Source organism: Streptomyces sp. NPDC048623 (assembly GCF_040650755.1).
Taxonomy (GTDB): domain Bacteria; phylum Actinomycetota; class Actinomycetes; order Streptomycetales; family Streptomycetaceae; genus Streptomyces.
This window is the reverse complement of the sequence record NZ_JBEZHV010000001.1, coordinates 91,105-105,985: the sequence shown is the minus strand read 5'-3', so window position 1 is coordinate 105,985 and position 14,881 is coordinate 91,105. Positions and strand designations below refer to the sequence as shown.

At 71.6% G+C, this 14,881-nt stretch carries 13 protein-coding genes and 1 tRNA gene; 4 read left to right on the top strand and 10 right to left on the bottom strand.

What is annotated here, in order from left to right; genetic code table 11:
• Positions 1 to 6: 6 nt before the first annotated feature.
• Positions 7 to 1,944, bottom strand: a complete 1,938-nt coding sequence (locus tag AB0C73_RS00535; RefSeq protein WP_362522998.1) for a restriction endonuclease — start codon at positions 1,942 to 1,944, stop codon at positions 7 to 9.
• 90 nt (positions 1,945 to 2,034) lie between these two features.
• A tRNA-Thr gene (locus AB0C73_RS00530) sits at positions 2,035 to 2,111 on the bottom strand.
• A gap of 181 nt (positions 2,112 to 2,292) precedes the next feature.
• On the opposite strand from AB0C73_RS00530, the gene ugpC reads away from it, so the two are divergent.
• From ugpC to AB0C73_RS00515, 3 genes are all read left to right on the top strand, one after another.
• Complete coding sequence (ugpC, locus tag AB0C73_RS00525; protein WP_362522996.1) at positions 2,293 to 3,390, top strand: sn-glycerol-3-phosphate ABC transporter ATP-binding protein UgpC; 1,098 nt, start codon at positions 2,293 to 2,295, stop codon at positions 3,388 to 3,390.
• A 240-nt stretch (positions 3,391 to 3,630) separates the two neighbouring features.
• Entirely contained in the window at positions 3,631 to 4,044 is a 414-nt protein-coding gene (locus tag AB0C73_RS00520) for a hypothetical protein (RefSeq protein WP_362522995.1), read from the top strand.
• A 30-nt stretch (positions 4,045 to 4,074) separates the two neighbouring features.
• Positions 4,075 to 4,788, top strand: a complete 714-nt coding sequence (locus AB0C73_RS00515; protein WP_362522994.1) for a nucleotidyltransferase family protein — start codon at positions 4,075 to 4,077, stop codon at positions 4,786 to 4,788.
• Between the two features lie 161 nt (positions 4,789 to 4,949).
• Here AB0C73_RS00515 and AB0C73_RS00510 read toward each other — a convergent pair whose 3' ends face one another.
• From AB0C73_RS00510 to AB0C73_RS00485, 6 genes are all read right to left on the bottom strand, one after another.
• Positions 4,950 to 6,524 (bottom strand): DoxX family membrane protein, encoded by a 1,575-nt coding sequence (locus tag AB0C73_RS00510; RefSeq protein ID WP_362522992.1) that lies wholly within the window; start codon positions 6,522 to 6,524, stop codon positions 4,950 to 4,952.
• A 128-nt stretch (positions 6,525 to 6,652) separates the two neighbouring features.
• Positions 6,653 to 7,609, bottom strand: coding sequence for a 23S rRNA (guanosine(2251)-2'-O)-methyltransferase RlmB (rlmB, locus tag AB0C73_RS00505; RefSeq protein WP_362522990.1), 957 nt, complete (start codon positions 7,607 to 7,609; stop codon positions 6,653 to 6,655).
• Positions 7,610 to 7,794: 185 nt separating this feature from the next.
• Positions 7,795 to 9,195 carry a cysteine--tRNA ligase gene (gene cysS / locus AB0C73_RS00500; RefSeq protein ID WP_362522988.1) on the bottom strand — a complete coding sequence of 467 codons (1,401 nt, stop codon included), beginning with the start codon at positions 9,193 to 9,195 and terminating at the stop codon, positions 7,795 to 7,797.
• A 107-nt stretch (positions 9,196 to 9,302) separates the two neighbouring features.
• Positions 9,303 to 9,812: a 2-C-methyl-D-erythritol 2,4-cyclodiphosphate synthase gene (gene ispF / locus AB0C73_RS00495; protein WP_362522986.1), complete on the bottom strand. Its 510-nt coding sequence runs from the start codon at positions 9,810 to 9,812 to the stop codon at positions 9,303 to 9,305.
• The gene (gene ispD, locus AB0C73_RS00490) at positions 9,802 to 10,551 is read right to left on the bottom strand and encodes a 2-C-methyl-D-erythritol 4-phosphate cytidylyltransferase (protein ID WP_362522984.1); all 750 of its coding nucleotides are present in this window, start codon (positions 10,549 to 10,551) and stop codon (positions 9,802 to 9,804) included. Before ispD ends, ispF begins: the two co-directional genes overlap by 11 nt.
• A 303-nt stretch (positions 10,552 to 10,854) precedes the next feature.
• Positions 10,855 to 11,337: a CarD family transcriptional regulator gene (locus AB0C73_RS00485; protein WP_003953493.1), complete on the bottom strand. Its 483-nt coding sequence runs from the start codon at positions 11,335 to 11,337 to the stop codon at positions 10,855 to 10,857.
• A gap of 633 nt (positions 11,338 to 11,970) precedes the next feature.
• On the opposite strand from AB0C73_RS00485, the gene AB0C73_RS00480 reads away from it, so the two are divergent.
• Positions 11,971 to 12,630 carry a DUF461 domain-containing protein gene (locus tag AB0C73_RS00480; RefSeq protein WP_362522982.1) on the top strand — a complete coding sequence of 220 codons (660 nt, stop codon included), beginning with the start codon at positions 11,971 to 11,973 and terminating at the stop codon, positions 12,628 to 12,630.
• Between the two features lie 100 nt (positions 12,631 to 12,730).
• Here the strand turns inward: AB0C73_RS00480 and AB0C73_RS00475 are convergent, their stop codons facing one another.
• Positions 12,731 to 13,411 (bottom strand): response regulator transcription factor, encoded by a 681-nt coding sequence (locus tag AB0C73_RS00475; protein ID WP_362522980.1) that lies wholly within the window; start codon positions 13,409 to 13,411, stop codon positions 12,731 to 12,733.
• Positions 13,408 to 14,721: an ATP-binding protein gene (locus tag AB0C73_RS00470; protein WP_362522978.1), complete on the bottom strand. Its 1,314-nt coding sequence runs from the start codon at positions 14,719 to 14,721 to the stop codon at positions 13,408 to 13,410. The genes AB0C73_RS00475 and AB0C73_RS00470 overlap by 4 nt, the downstream gene beginning before the upstream one ends.
• Positions 14,722 to 14,881: the final 160 nt, after the last annotated feature.

Here is a 14,881-nt window from a genome sequence, read left to right as displayed (position 1 = left end):
GGCCGCTCACTCCACCTCGATCCCGAAGTCCCCCACCAGCTCCGCGAGCCCGCCCCCGTACCCCTTCCCGCCCAGGACGAAGTCCCAGTCGCCGCCCGCCCGGCGCCGGAACGAGCCGAGGACCAGCGCCGTCTCGCCCGGCCGCCCGTCCGACACCTCCAGGCGGTCCAGCTCCGCCCCCGCGTCGTCCCGCAGCACGATGCCCGCGTCCAGGAACCCCGACAGGTCCGCGTCCGGATTCACCTCCGGGTCCACCGAGGCCACCAGGACCAGCCGGTCGGCGTCGGCCGGCAGCGCGTCGAAGCCCACCCGTACCGCCGCCTTGTCCCCGGCTGGCGGTGTCACCATCGCCACCGAACCGTCCGGCGTGGCCGCGTTGTTGAAGAACACGAACCAGTCGTCGCCCAGCACCCGGTTCCCCGCGCACACCAGCGCGCACACGTCGAGCACGACCGACCCCGACCACACCATGCCGAGGAGGTTGAAGTCCTCGTCCGGCTCCGCCGGAGCCCGCAACGGGTCCACGAGGGTCGGCGTCGGCACCGGCGCCGCGACGGACGGGCCCGTCCCGAGCCGCCCCCGCAACCCGTGCTGCCGCAGCAGCTCCACCAGTTCCGGCCCCGAGATCAGCGTCAGCGGCTTGCCGTTGGCGAAGGTGTACGAGCCGGGGCCGAACTTCGACGTCGTGACCAGGACCCCCTTGTTCGCCCCGGCGCTCTGCACCGTCCCGAACAGGTCCCGCACCGCACTCGGCGGCACCGTGTTCCGGTACCGCTTCACCTGCACGATGATCGAACCGCCGCTGATCGGATCGGGATCCAGGGCCTCCACGTCCACCCCGCCGTCGTTCGACCGCTGCGTCGTCACGGCCGCGAGGCCCCGCGCCCGGAAGAGCTGAGCCACCAGACCTTCGAAGGCGATCGGGTCCATCGCGAGCAGATCCGGCTCGTCGCCTGCCCCGGCCGCGACCCCGGCCGCGGCCCCGGCCCCGGCCGCGGCCCCGGCCCCGGCCGCGACCCCGGCCCCGGCCACAGGCGGCACCGCGCCCGCCCCGCCCCCAACGCCGCCCCGCTCCGGAAGCAGGAACGGCTCCACGGCCACCCGCTCGTCCGGCCTCGCCGACAACCGCCCCGACAGCGCCCCCGTCACACACTCCACCGCGCTCACCAGCGCCAGATTCAGCCCGTCGAAGACCGGCCGGTCCACCGCCACGGCCGCCACGCAGACCCGGCCCATCACGCCCGTCGCCGGGTCGACGCCGGCCACGTACCCGTTCAGGACCACGCGTTCAAGGACACCCGAGCGGTCGGCCACGAACGACTCCCGCACCGCGAGCAGCACGCTCTGCGCCAGCACGTCCCGGTAGAGCGCCCGCCGCTGCGTCACCGGCCGCGGGACCTCCTTCTCCTGGTCCGTGCTCGGCAGGTACTTGATCCCCTTGGCGGCCGGCACCACCTCGTACCCGGGCAGCTCCCAGTCCAGGACCAGTCCGCGCACGCTCCGGTCGTACGCCGCCGACACCCGGCGCGGGAAGCCCTCGGGCCACACCGCCGACCCGGACAGCACCGCCGCGAAGAACCCGTCCACCGACTCCGGCTCGCGCGGCTGCCGCTGGAGCTCCGCCCGCCGCGCCGCCGCCCACTCCTCGTACTGCCGCCGGTACGCCGCCAGCTGCTCCACCCGCCGCGCCTCGGCCGCCTGCGCCGCGTACCAGTCCCGCTCGAACGCCGCCCGGTCCCGGTAGAAACGCTGCTCCGGCATCACCACCGGCACTCCCAGCTCCCCGGGCTGGAACGGCGCCGCCTGCTCGGTCAGCGGCACACTCCGGCAGCCGGCGACCAGCAGCCCCGCCAGCACCGCCACCCGCTCGTCCAGCTCCCGCGTCCGCCGCAACGCGTCCGCATCCCGATGCCGCCGGTACTCCGCCCGCTGCTCCCGCCGCATCCGCACCCCTCCCCGGAACACACCCCACGCACCTACGCCCCCGTAACGCACAAGTGTCCCGGACCCTCAAGGGTCCGGGACACAAGATCGTGGAGCCCCCTGTCGGATTCGAACCGACGACCTACGCATTACAAGTGCGTTGCTCTGGCCAGCTGAGCTAAGGAGGCAGCGAAGGCAGTGTAACGAACGCCCGCCCGCCGACGGTCGGAAATCTCACGTGCCCGGGACTGCTGACAGATCGGACATCGCGAGGTAGCGTCACCCGGAGTTCACCCAGGTGGACTACACCACATCCTTCCTTTACTCGGATCGTCCGGCACGTTCCTGCCGGTGAAGGGACATATCACCATGGCTTCCGTCACCTACGACAAGGCGACCCTGGTCTACCCGGGCGCCGACAAGCCCTCCGTCAACGAGCTGGAGATCGAGATCGCCGACGGCGAGTTCCTCGTTCTCGTCGGCCCCTCCGGCTGCGGCAAGTCGACCTCGCTGCGCATGCTGGCCGGTCTGGAGGACGTCACCGCCGGCGCCATCCGGATCGGTGACCGCGATGTCACGCACCTGCCGCCGAAGGACCGGGACATCGCCATGGTGTTCCAGAACTACGCGCTCTACCCGCACATGACCGTCGCCGACAACATGGGCTTCGCCCTCAAGATCGCCGGCGTGAACAAGAGCGAGATCCGCACCAAGGTCGAAGAGGCCGCGAAGATCCTCGACCTCACCGAGTACCTGGACCGCAAGCCGAAGGCGCTCTCCGGCGGTCAGCGGCAGCGTGTCGCCATGGGCCGCGCCATCGTGCGTGAGCCGCAGGTGTTCCTCATGGACGAGCCGCTGTCGAACCTCGACGCCAAGCTCCGTGTCTCGACCCGTACGCAGATCGCGAGCCTGCAGCGCCGGCTCGGCATCACCACGGTGTACGTGACGCACGACCAGACCGAGGCGCTCACCATGGGCGACCGGGTCGCGGTCCTCAAGGACGGTCTGCTCCAGCAGGTCGACACCCCGCGCAACATGTACGACAAGCCCGCGAACCTCTTCGTCGCCGGCTTCATCGGCTCCCCGGCCATGAACCTGATCGAGGTCCCGATCACCGACGGCGGCGTGCGGTTCGGCGCCAGCGTCGTCCCGGTCTCCCGCGAGGCCATCGCCGCCGCGGCCGCCAAGGGCGACACCACCGTCACCGTCGGCGTGCGCCCCGAGCACTTCGACGTGCAGAGCGCCACCAGCAAGGACGGCCTCGCCGTGACCGTGAACGTGGTCGAGGAGCTCGGCTCCGACGGCTTCGTCTACGGCTCCACCCGCGTCGGCGGCGAGGACAAGGACATCGTGGTCCGCGTCGGCGGCCGCGAGGTCCCGGCCAAGGGCTCCACGCTCCAGGTCGTCCCGCGCCCCGCCGAGCTGCACGTCTTCTCGACCTCGACCGGCGAGCGTCTCTCCGACTGACGCCTCACCCAAGCCATATCCAGGCCGCTCCTTACGGCCCCGTTCCCGCTTGCGGGTGCGGGGCCGTTGGCGTACAAGAGGCATGAAACCCGAAGTCGGCGAAAACCCCGGCAGAACTGGGCAACCAGGCCCTCGACCGCACCCCCGCGTCAACACGGGATTCGAAAAGGCGCCGAGAACCATCCCTCGTGAGAGTGACTAAATGTCGCCATTTCACTACCGACCGCTACGCTCGCCTGCGTGACGCACACTGCCCGCCGTATCGGCCGCTCCCTCGCCCTCGTCCTGCCCGTCGTCCTGGTGCTCTCCGGAACGCTCGCGGTGTCCGCCGTTCCGTGGGCCGGCCAGGGCTCCGGGACCCAGATGCTGACCGCCTCGTCCACGGACGTCTCCACCCCGGCCAAGTCCCGCGCCCCGCAGGACGTCCTGCGCGACCGGCTGCTCGCCGAGCTCCAGGAGAAGGACCCCGGGGTCGCCCTGACCCATCTGCAGCGCGAGGTGGAGAACCGCCCGTCGCTCGCCAAGCACTGCATGTCCATCGCCCGGTCCCTCGGTGCCGCCGCCGTCCAGCGCTACGGCCCGACCCGCGCCCAGGCCTTCTCCCGCCCGGTCTGCGACACCTCCTTCGCCTACGGCGTCCTGCACGCGAGCTGAGCGGGGCCCGGCCCGCATATGGTGCGGGGTATGCACACCTCCCCGACGCAGGCCGTGGTCCTGGCGGGCGGCCAGGGCTCGCGGCTGCGCCCGTACACCGACGACCGCCCCAAGCCGATGGTCGAGATCCCGGGCACCGGGACCCCGATCATCGGCCATCAGCTGTCCTGGCTCGCCGCCGAGGGGGTCACGCACGCCGTCGTGTCCTGCGGCCATCTCGCCGAGGTGCTCCAGGAGTGGCTGGAGACCGCCGACCTGCCGCTGAAGGTCACCACGGTCGTCGAGTCCGAGCCGCTGGGCCGTGGCGGCGGCCTCAAGTACGCCGCCGCGCACCTGCCCGAGCCGGAGCTCCCCTGGTACGCCACCAACGGCGACATCTGGACCCGCTTCTCGCTGCGCGAGATGGCCGAGTTCCACACCGAGCGCGACGCCACCGCGACCCTCGCGCTCGCCCGGCCCCGCATCCCGTGGGGCGCCGTCGAGACCGACGCGTTCGGGCACATCACCGACTTCATCGAGTCGCCGCCGTCCCCGTACCTCATCAACGCGGGTGTGTACGTCTTCTCCCCGGCCTTCACAGGCCTGCTGCCGGACCGCGGCGACCACGAGCGGACCACCTTCCCCCGGCTGGCCCGTGAACGCCGCCTGGCCGGCTTCCCGCTGCCCCAGGGCGCGTACTGGCGGGCCATCGACACCGCGAAGGACCTCACGGAGGCGGCGAAGGAGCTCGCCGCGCAGGCCTGAGGAACCGGCGGAACCTGAGGAACCGGCGGAAGGGGCGGCACCACGAGACCGTGGTGCCGCCCCTTTCTCGACCCGTTCTCGCCCCTTCTCTCGCGCATACGGAAGGGCCCCGGGCGCCTCCTGGCGCCCGGGGCCCTTCGTCCTTCCCGCCCCTCGGCCCCTCAGCCCAGCAGGCCGCCGATCGGGTTCCGCGCCCCGCCCGAGGTCGAGCCGCCGTCCGACGTGCCGCCGGTGCTGCTGCCACTGGTCGGGGTGCCGCTGGTGCCGCCCGAGGTGGAGTCCGTGGTGGACGAGCTCGGCGCCGTCGTACGCGACGACTGGCTCGGGCTGCGCGTCGCCGTGGTGCTCGGGCTGCGCTGCTGGGTCCGCGTGGTCTCGCGCGTCGACTCCGAGGGCGTGGCCTCCTTGGTCGGCTCCTTCGTCCCGCTCGCGCCGCTCGTCGCCGTGGGGCGCGGGCTCTTCGGGGCCTTGCGGGACGGGCTGCTCGTGCCCGGCTCGGACGGCAGCGACTGGCCCGGGAGGTGGTTGACCGGGTCCTCGTTCGGCCCGGGCACCGTGACCATCTCGGTGGAGCGCACCGCGCCGCCGAGGACCGAGCCGATGAGCAGCGTGAGGCCGACGACCACGGCCGCCACCAGCGTGCCGCGGCGCAGCACGCGGCGGCGCAGGTCCCACAGCTCGGAGCGCGGCCCGAGGGTGCGCCAGGCCTCGCCGGCGAGGCGGCCGTCGACCGAGTAGACCGGGGCGCCCGCGATGATCAGCGGCGACCAGGCGGCCAGGTAGATGATGTCGGCCGAGTCGTAGACCGGGACGCTCCTCCAGCTGACGGTCAGCAGGAGGGCGGCGGAGAGCAGGCCGCCGACGACGGCGGCGACCCGCTGCCACAGGCCGAGGACGGTGAGGACGCCGACGACCACCTGGAGGAAGGCGACGGTGAGCCCGGCGCCGACCGGGTGCTGGAGGGCGAAGTCGCGCAGCGGCTCGGCCAGCGCCCACGGGTGGAGCGAGTGCAGCCACTTGACCATGGAGCCGCGCTCGCCGCCGTCGAAGTAGACGGGGTCGCAGAGCTTGCCCATGCCCGCGTAGATGGAGATGAAGCCGAGGAAGACCCGGAGCGGGAGGAGGACGACACCGAGGTTCATCCGGCGGCCGGGGTAGTAGGCGTGCCGGAGGGCGTCGCTGGTGGCGGCGTGGCGGTGGGCGCCGCGGGCGTCCGGGCCGGCGCCCCGGTCCCCGTACCCGCCCTGGCCCTCGTCCCCGTCGGGTCCGAGCTCGTACACCTCGTCGTACGCGCCCTCCGCGCGCCGCATCGGCGGCAGCAGCGGGCCGGGCGGCGTGGGCGGCACCACCGGGGTGGGCATCGTGTCGTGGATGCGCGGGATGGTCTGGGTGGTCGGCTCCAGGGTGGAGACGCCGCCCGGCCGGTCGGGTCCGGCGGACGCGCCGCGGACGGCCTGGAGCAGTCCGGTCGCGCCGGGTGCCGCCTTGCCGGTCCACACGACGGGCCTGCGGCGGCCCGCGCCGCCCGCCGCGGCGCCGCCGGCCATCCCGGCGGCTCCGGCGAGCGCGGCGATCCGGGGGTTCGCGGCGAACTTCGGCTGGCCGGCCGCAGCGAGCCGCACACGGAAGCTGGCGTGGTTCACGATCACCTGGGCGGGATCGGAATCCACCTTGACCATGCTCAGCGCGGGCTGATCGTCGAACCCCGGCCGGGGCGTTCTGGTGTCCACACTCATCTAACCGAGTGACGCGCGGTTAGGACACTGCCTTGACGGCCCCGAAATGTCCGAGGCCCGTCAAGATCACGGCCGGGGCGGCTCACCCTTTCGGGTCAGCCTCTTCACCGGGCTGTACGGGTACGGGCTCAGCCCATGCGGCGGCGCGCCGCCTCGTACAGCACCACGCCCGCCGCGACACCGGCGTTCAGCGACTCGGCGCCGCCCGGCATCGGGATGCGGACCAGGAAGTCGCAGGTCTCGCCGACGAGACGGGACAGGCCCTTGCCCTCGGAGCCGACGACGATGACGACCGGGCCGGAGAGCGCGTCCAGCTCGTGCACCTCGGTGTCGCCGTCCGCGGCCAGACCGACCACCGTCAGGCCCGCCTTCTGGTACTGCTCCAGGCAGCGGGTCAGGTTGGTGGCGCGGGCCACCGGGGTGCGGGCGGCGGTGCCGGCCGAGGTCTTCCAGGCGCCCGCGGTCATACCGGCGGCGCGCCGCTCGGGCACGACCACGCCGTGGCCGCCGAACGCGGAGACGGAGCGGACGACGGCGCCGAGGTTGCGCGGGTCGGTGACGCCGTCGAGGGCGACGATCAACGGGTCCTCGTGGTCGTCGTAGGCCGCCTCGGCGAGGTCCTCGGGGTGCGCGTACTCGTACGGCGGGACCTGGAGGACGAGACCCTGGTGGTTGAGGCCGTTGGTCATCCGGTCCAGCTCGGGGCGCGGCGCCTCCATGATGTTGAGGTTGCCGCGCGCGGTGGCGAGGTTGAGGGCCTCGCGGACCCGCTCGTCGTTGTCGATGAACTGCTGGACGTAGAGCGTGCTGGCGGGCACGCCGTCGCGCAGCGCCTCGAAGACCGGGTTGCGGCCGACGACCATCTCGGACTGGCCCTTGCCGCCGCGGCGGGCGACGGGCTTGCGCTTGGCCGCGTTCCGGGCCATGGCGTTGGAGACGCGGAACGCCTTGTGGCCCTTGCGGTTCTCGGCCTTGGGCGTCGGGCCCTTGCCTTCCAGGCCCTTGCGCCGCTGGCCACCGCTGCCGACCGTCGCACCCTTCTTGTTGGACGTGCGACGGCCCCTGCGCTGGCTGTTCCCGGCCATGACTGCTACCTGTTTCCTCTACCTGCTGTACGTGCGTACGTACGAAGTCTGTCTGCGTCTGTCTGTATCTGTGAGTGTCGTCTGTGAGTGACGTCGGTAAGTGAAGTCTGTAAGTGAAGTCTGTAAGTGAAGTCTGTAAGTGAAGTGTGCCGCCCGGAGCCCCGGACGGCACACTCTCCTCGGTTCTAGCGGCCGGAGACCGACCAGCGGGGGCCGTCCGGGCTGTCCTCGATGGCCAGGCCGGACTGGGTGAGCTGGTCGCGGATCGCGTCGGCGGTGGCCCAGTCCTTGCGCTCCCGCGCCGCCTCGCGCTGGTCGAGGACGAGACGTACGAGGGTGTCGACGACGCCGTGGAGTTCGTCGCCGCGGTCGGACTCCTCGGCCCAGTGCTCGTCGAGGGGGTCCAGTCCGAGGACGCCGAGCATGGCGCGGACCTCGGCGAGGCGGGCGATGGCCTCGTCCTTGTCGTCGGCGGCCAGCGCGCTGTTGCCCTGGCGGACGGTGGTGTGGATGATCGCGAGCGCGTGCGGCACGCCCAGGTCGTCGTCCATCGCCTCGGCGAAGGCCGGCGGGACCTCGGCGGCGGGGGCGACAGGCGCGCCGGCCTTCTCGGTGGCGCGCTGGATGAAGCCCTCGATGCGCCCGAACGCGGCCTCGGCCTCGCGCAGCGACTCCTCGCTGTACTCGATCATCGAGCGGTAGTGCGGGGTGCCGAGGTAGTAGCGCAGGACGATCGGACGCCAGTGCTTGACCATCTCCGACACCAGCACGCTGTTGCCGAGCGACTTCGACATCTTCTCGCCGCTCATGGTGACCCAGGCGTTGTGCACCCAGTACCGCGCGAAGTCGTCGCCGAAGGCCTTGGCCTGGGCGATCTCGTTCTCGTGGTGCGGGAAGACGAGGTCGAGGCCGCCGCCGTGGATGTCGAAGGCCGAGCCCAGGTACTTGTGGGCCATCGCCGAGCACTCCAGGTGCCAGCCGGGACGGCCGCGGCCCCACGGGGTCTCCCAGTCGGGCTCGCCCGGCTTGGTGGCCTTCCACATGGCGAAGTCGCGCGGGTCGCGCTTGCCGGTGATGCCTTCCTCGGCGGGCTGGCGCAGGTCGTCGATGTCCTGGTTGGACAGCTCCAGGTAGCCGGGGAAGGAGCGCACGTCGAAGTAGACGCTGCCGTCGGCCTCGTAGGCGTGGCCGCGCTCGATCAGGCCGCGCATCATCTCGACCATCTCGGTGACATGGCCGGTGGCGCGCGGCTCGTAGGTGGGCGGCAGGCAGCCGAGGGCCTTGTAGCCGTCGTTGAACGCGCGCTCGTTCTCGTAGCCGATCGACCACCAGGGGCGGCCCTGTTCGGCGCCCTTGGTGATGATCTTGTCGTCGATGTCGGTGACGTTGCGGACGAAGGTGACGTCGTAGCCGCGGTAGGCGAACCAGCGGCGCAGGATGTCGAAGTTCAGGCCCGAGCGGATGTGCCCGATGTGCGGGGCGGCCTGCACGGTCGCGCCACACAGGTAGATCGAGACGCAGCCCGGCTTGATCGGGGTGAAGTCACGGATCTGCCGGGCGCTGGTGTCGTACAGGCGAATAGTCACCCCCCCAGGGTAGTGGGCGGGGGGCAGTGCCCCGCGACCCTTTGGGGGCGCGGGGCGGTTTTTTCGGGCGCCCGCTGCCGTGGCTGCTGCCGGGCCCACTCCCGCACCTACTGCTGTACGGGATAGACCAGGGCGGTCGCGAGGGCCGCCAGGCCCTCGGCGCGGCCGGTGAGGCCGAGGCCGTCGGTGGTGGTGCCGGAGACGGAGACGGGCGCGCCGGCCGCCTCGCTCAGCGCCTTCTGCGCCTCGTCGCGGCGCTTGCCGATCTTGGGGCGGACGCCGACGACCTGGACGGCGATGTTGCCGATCTCGTAGCCCTCGGCGCGCACGATCCGGGCCGCCTCCGCGAGCAGGGTGACGCCGGAGGCGCCGGACCACTCGGGGCGCGAGGTGCCGAAGTGGGCGCCGAGGTCGCCGACGCCGGCCGCGGAGAACAGCGCGTCGCAGGCGGCGTGGGCGGCGACGTCACCGTCGGAGTGCCCGGCGAGCCCGTACTCCTCGCCCTCCCAGAGCAGGCCCGCGCACCACAGCTCGCGCCCCTTCTCGAAGGCGTGCACGTCGGTGCCGATCCCGGTGCGGGGAAGGACCGGGGTCTCCGGGCGGCGGTCAGAAGCCATCGTTGGCCCTCCTGCGGGCGAGTACGGCCTCGGCGAGGACGAGGTCGAGGGGGCGGGTCACCTTGAAGGCCTCCTCGTGGCCGGGCACGACGACCACGGGAGCGCCGAGCTTCTCGACCATCCCGGCGTCGTCGGTGGCGCCCTCGCCCGTGAGGGCGACGGTGGCGTGCGCGTTGACCAGGGTCTCCCGGTCGAAGCCCTGCGGCGTCTGTACGGCGCGGAGGCGGGCGCGCACCGGGGTCGCGACGACCTGCTCGGGGGCGCCCGGCTGCTCGGCCGGTTCGACCTCCTTGACGGTGTCGGCGACGGGCAGCGCGGGGACGACGGCGACGGCCCCGTCCCGTACCGCCTCGATGACGCCGTCGACGATGTCGACCGGCACCAGCGGGCGGGCGGCGTCGTGGACCAGGACGATGGCGATGTCGTCCGGTACGGCCTTCAGGCCGAGGTGGACGGATTCCTGGCGGGTGTCGCCGCCGGGGACGACGACGTAGTCGGTGCGGTCGGGCAGCGCGTGGGCGTCGAGGAGGTTCTTGACCTCGGCGACTCCGTCGTGAGGCGCGACCACGACGACGAGGGAGACGGCGCGGGAGGCGGCCATCGCCCGGACGGCGTGGACGAGCATGGGGGTGCCGTTCAGCGCGCGCAGCGCCTTGGGGGCGCCCGGGCCGAGGCGCACGCCCCGGCCGGCCGCCGGAATCACCACGGCGGTGCGAGGAGGACGCGCTTGGTCTGTCATCGGTTGCACTCCGGCAGGTTTGTTTCCGCGGGCGTCGTGGGTATGGCGTCAGCAGGCTTGCTGCGACGCCTCGACCGGGCCCTTTCCGTGACGACGGTCGAGGCGTCGCCATGCGAGCCGTCGCGAGCGGCCGCCGGGTCCGGTAGGGGGGCGAGAAGAGAGACGAACATGCCGCAGTGCCCGGCGACGGCACTGTGGAATCGATCGGAGTCGATGCGATTCACAATGCGTCGGCGGGCACTGCGGCATTGATGCCTTTGATGCTGATGCCTTTGATGCTGGGCATGGCGGGTGCGCCAGGCGTCAGGACGCGAGCACCTCGTCGAGGAGCGCTTCGGCCTTGTCCTCGTTGGTGTTCTCCGCGAGGGCCAGCTCGCTCACCAGGATCTGGCGGGCCTTGGCGAGCATGCGCTTCTCACCGGCGGAGAGACCACGCTCGCGCTCGCGGCGCCACAGGTCGCGCACCACTTCGGCGACCTTGATGACGTCGCCGGAGGCGAGCTTCTCCAGATTTGCCTTGTAACGACGAGACCAGTTGGTCGGCTCCTCGGCGTACGGCGCGCGCAGCACCTCGAAGACCCGGTCCAGCCCGTCCTGACCGACCACATCGCGAACACCGACGAACTCTGCATTGTCCGCCGGCACACGAACCGTCAGGTCGCCCTGCGCGACCTTGAGCACCAAGTAGGTCTTGTCCACGCCTTTGATCTGGCGAGTTTCGATGGCCTCGATCAGCGCGGCCCCGTGATGGGGATAGACCACGGTGTCGCCAACCTTGAACGTCATGTGACAGGTACCCCTTCCGTGGCTATCCAGGGTAACACGGATACGGCTTCTTCTGAATGGCGTTTTCGCAGGTCAGGGCATATCTCGGGGCTTGACAAGTGTGTCGCCCGCGTGCTGCGACAGCCTTCCGGAGGGCGGTATTCGCAGGTCGGAGCCGCTGCGTCGACGCAGAGAAACACCCACGTTACAGGCTTCGGAGGGGGTCGGGAGGAGGGGTGATGTCCCGGTTTGTCGGGTTCGGTGTGGCCCGCTTCACGTACTCCGTTCGAGGATCGGCCACCCGTACGGACGGATTCCCGGAATTGATCACCGAGGATTCCCGAATGGCCCGGGCGGCGTAATCCGGGACGGGCGGCCGAATTGATCACGGCGCTTATGTGAACGGGAGGTCAATCAGCTGTGATCAGGCCATGACGGCGAGTTCTCGACGGTCGCGGGTGGTCGGCCGGAGGGTGGTCGGAGCATGGTCGGGGCGCGGCCGGAGCGTGGTCCTGGGAAGCCCGCTCGCATGGCGGGTGCACGAAGGGGGCGGGTCGGGTGCAGCACGGAGAGTGGGGGTCGGTAACCTGACTCCGCTGACACACCTTTAGCCGTTCCTTAGCCTGTCCGTTCGTCCTAGGAGTTGCCGCCGCCGTGAGCCGCAGCCTTCGACGCGGCGCCCTCGCCGCCACCGCCATCGTGATCTCGATCGCCGCCCTGTCCGCCTGTGGTGCGGGCAACGACGCGCAGACGCTCGGCGTGAAGCCGGACAACGCCGCCGTCACGGTGGACGACGTCAAGATCCAGAACGCCCTCGTGATCACCCAGCCCGACCCGGGCGCCGTGGGCCCCGCGGTCGTCTCCGCCACCGTCTTCAACAACGGTCAGACCCGTCAGGTGATCGACTCGATCACCCTGCCGGGCACCGTCGGTGCCGTGAAGCTCAAGGCGGCCGAGGGCGACGGCCCGATCGTCGTCCCCGCCCTGGGCTCCGTCGTCATCGGCGGCAAGGGCAACGCGTCCGCCGTGATCGAGGGCGGCCTGCGCGAGGCCAGGAACGGCGACTCGCAGAAGATCGTCTTCAAGCTGAGCAAGACGGGCGAGGTGCCGATCAGCGCCTTCGTCGTCCCGGCGGCCAGCTACTTCAAGGACTTCGGCCCGTCCGAGATCCCGCTGGCCCCGGCCACCCCGCCGACGGCCACCGCCACGGCCACGGCCACGCCGACCTCGACGGCGACCCCCACGGGCACCGCCACGCCGACCGGCGAGGCCACCCCGTCGGGCGAGGCGAGCCACGCGGCCGCCGGCCACTGACCCGTACGGGTGTAAGCAGTACGCATACGTAAGGGGCGCCCCCTCCGAGGAGGGGGCGCCCCTTACGTATGACGACGGGTGGCTACGGGGCCGGTTCGGCCTACGGCTCGAACTTGTATCCCAGGCCTCGCACCGTCACCAGGTACCGCGGCGCACCCGGGTCGGGTTCGATCTTCGCCCGGAGGCGCTTCACGTGGACGTCGAGGGTCTTCGTGTCGCCGACGTAGTCCGCGCCCCAGACGCGGTCGATGAGCTGCATACGGGTGAGGACGCGGCCCGCGTTGCGGAGCAGCATCTCCAGGAGGTCGAACTCCTTCAGCGGCAGGTCGACCTTGCCGCCCGCGACGGTGACCACGTGGCGGTCGACGTCCATGCGGACCGGGCCGGCCTCCAGGGCGGCGGGGGTGACCTCCTCCGGCTCGCCGCGGCGGCGCAGCACCGCGCGGATGCGGGCGACCAGCTCCCGCGAGGAGAAGGGCTTCGTCACGTAGTCGTCGGCTCCTATTTCCAGGCCGACGACCTTGTCGATCTCGCTGTCCTTCGCGGTCACCATGATGACCGGGACGTTGGAGCGGCTGCGCAGCTGGCGGCAGACCTCCGTACCGGGCAGACCCGGCAGCATCAGGTCGAGGAGGACGAGATCCGCTCCGTTGCGCTCGAACTCGTCGAGGCCGTCGGGCCCGGTCGCCGCGACGGCGACCTCGAAGCCCTCCTTGCGGAGCATGTACGACAGGGCGTCGCTGAAGGATTCCTCATCCTCGACGACAAGCACACGGGTCACGGAAGGACCTCCGGGGCGGGGAGTGGTTCGGTCATGAGATCGGGGGTGGGGAAGGTGGAGGCGGCACCGTGGCCGGAGCCGAACCCGGCGCCACCGTCCGCGCCACCGTCGGCGTCGGCATCGGCGTCGGGCCCGTCCTGGTCGGAGCGGCGGTTCCGCGCGGCGCCCGCCTCGGGGAGCCGCAGGGTGAAGGTCGAGCCCTGGCCCTCGGTGCTCCACACGGTGACTTCGCCACCGTGCGAGGCGGCCACGTGCTTGACGATGGCCAGGCCGAGCCCCGTACCACCGGTGGCACGGGAGCGGGCCGGGTCGACCCGGTAGAAGCGTTCGAAGATGCGCTCGCGGTCCTTCTCGGAGATGCCGATGCCCTGGTCGGTCACCGCTATCTCGATCAGGTCACCGCCGGGGGCCGCGACCCGGCGGGCGGCGATGCCCACGCGGGTGCGGGCCGGCGAGTAGTTGACGGCGTTCTCGACGAGGTTGCCGAGGGCGGCGGCGAGCTGGCCGCGGCTGCCCCAGACGAACAGGTCGGCCGTACCACCGGAGGCCATGGTGATCTGCTTGGTGGACGCGGTGTGGCGCGAACGGTCGATCGCCTCGGCGACCAGCTCGTCCACCCGCACCGGCTCGGAGTCCTCCAGCGGGTCGTCGTTCTGCACCCGGGAGAGGTCGATGAGCTCCTGGACGAGGTTGGTGAGGCGGGTGGCCTCGATCTGCATCCGGCCCGCGAAGCGGGTGACCGCCTCGGGGTCGTCCGAGGCGTCCATGACGGCCTCGGAGAGCAGGGAGAGCGCACCGGTCGGGGTCTTCAGCTCGTGGCTCACGTTGGCGACGAAGTCGCGCCGCACCGCTTCGATGCGCCGCGCCTCCGTCAGGTCCTCGACGAGCAGGAGCACGAGCCGGGAGCCCAGCGGGGCGACCCGGGCGGAGACGGCGAGGGCCTCGCCGCGTCCGGTGCCGCGTCGTGGCAGGTCGAGCTCGACCTGACGTATCTCCCCGTCGCGGCGGGTGTCGCGGGCCATGTTGAGCATGGGCTCCACGGCCAGCTTCCCGCCGCGGACCAGGCCGAGCGCGTACGCCGCCGAGCTGGCCTTGACCACGGAGTCGCTCTCGTCGAGGACGACCGCGGAGGAGCGCAGCACGGACAGCACGGTGTCGACGCCGGGCGGGAGCACGGCGTCGGTGTGCAGGGAGGTACGGGTGGGTCGCGCCTGGTCGCGCTCGCTCCAGCGGAATGCCAGCATGGCGATCACGCCGGTGCACACGCCGGCGATCGCGGCCAATGCGGCGACCGCCGCGTTCACGTCCATGCCATCCAGGTTATGCGGGCCGGACGACACTCTCCCAGCCGTCCGAGTGGCTGCTCGAACAGTCGTCGCTCAGAGTTCACCGAGGAGACGGGCCGGGTTCATTTGTCCTGATCGGTTCTGCGGGGTGTGTTGCCCAGAGTTCACCTGGGCGACGGAGGTG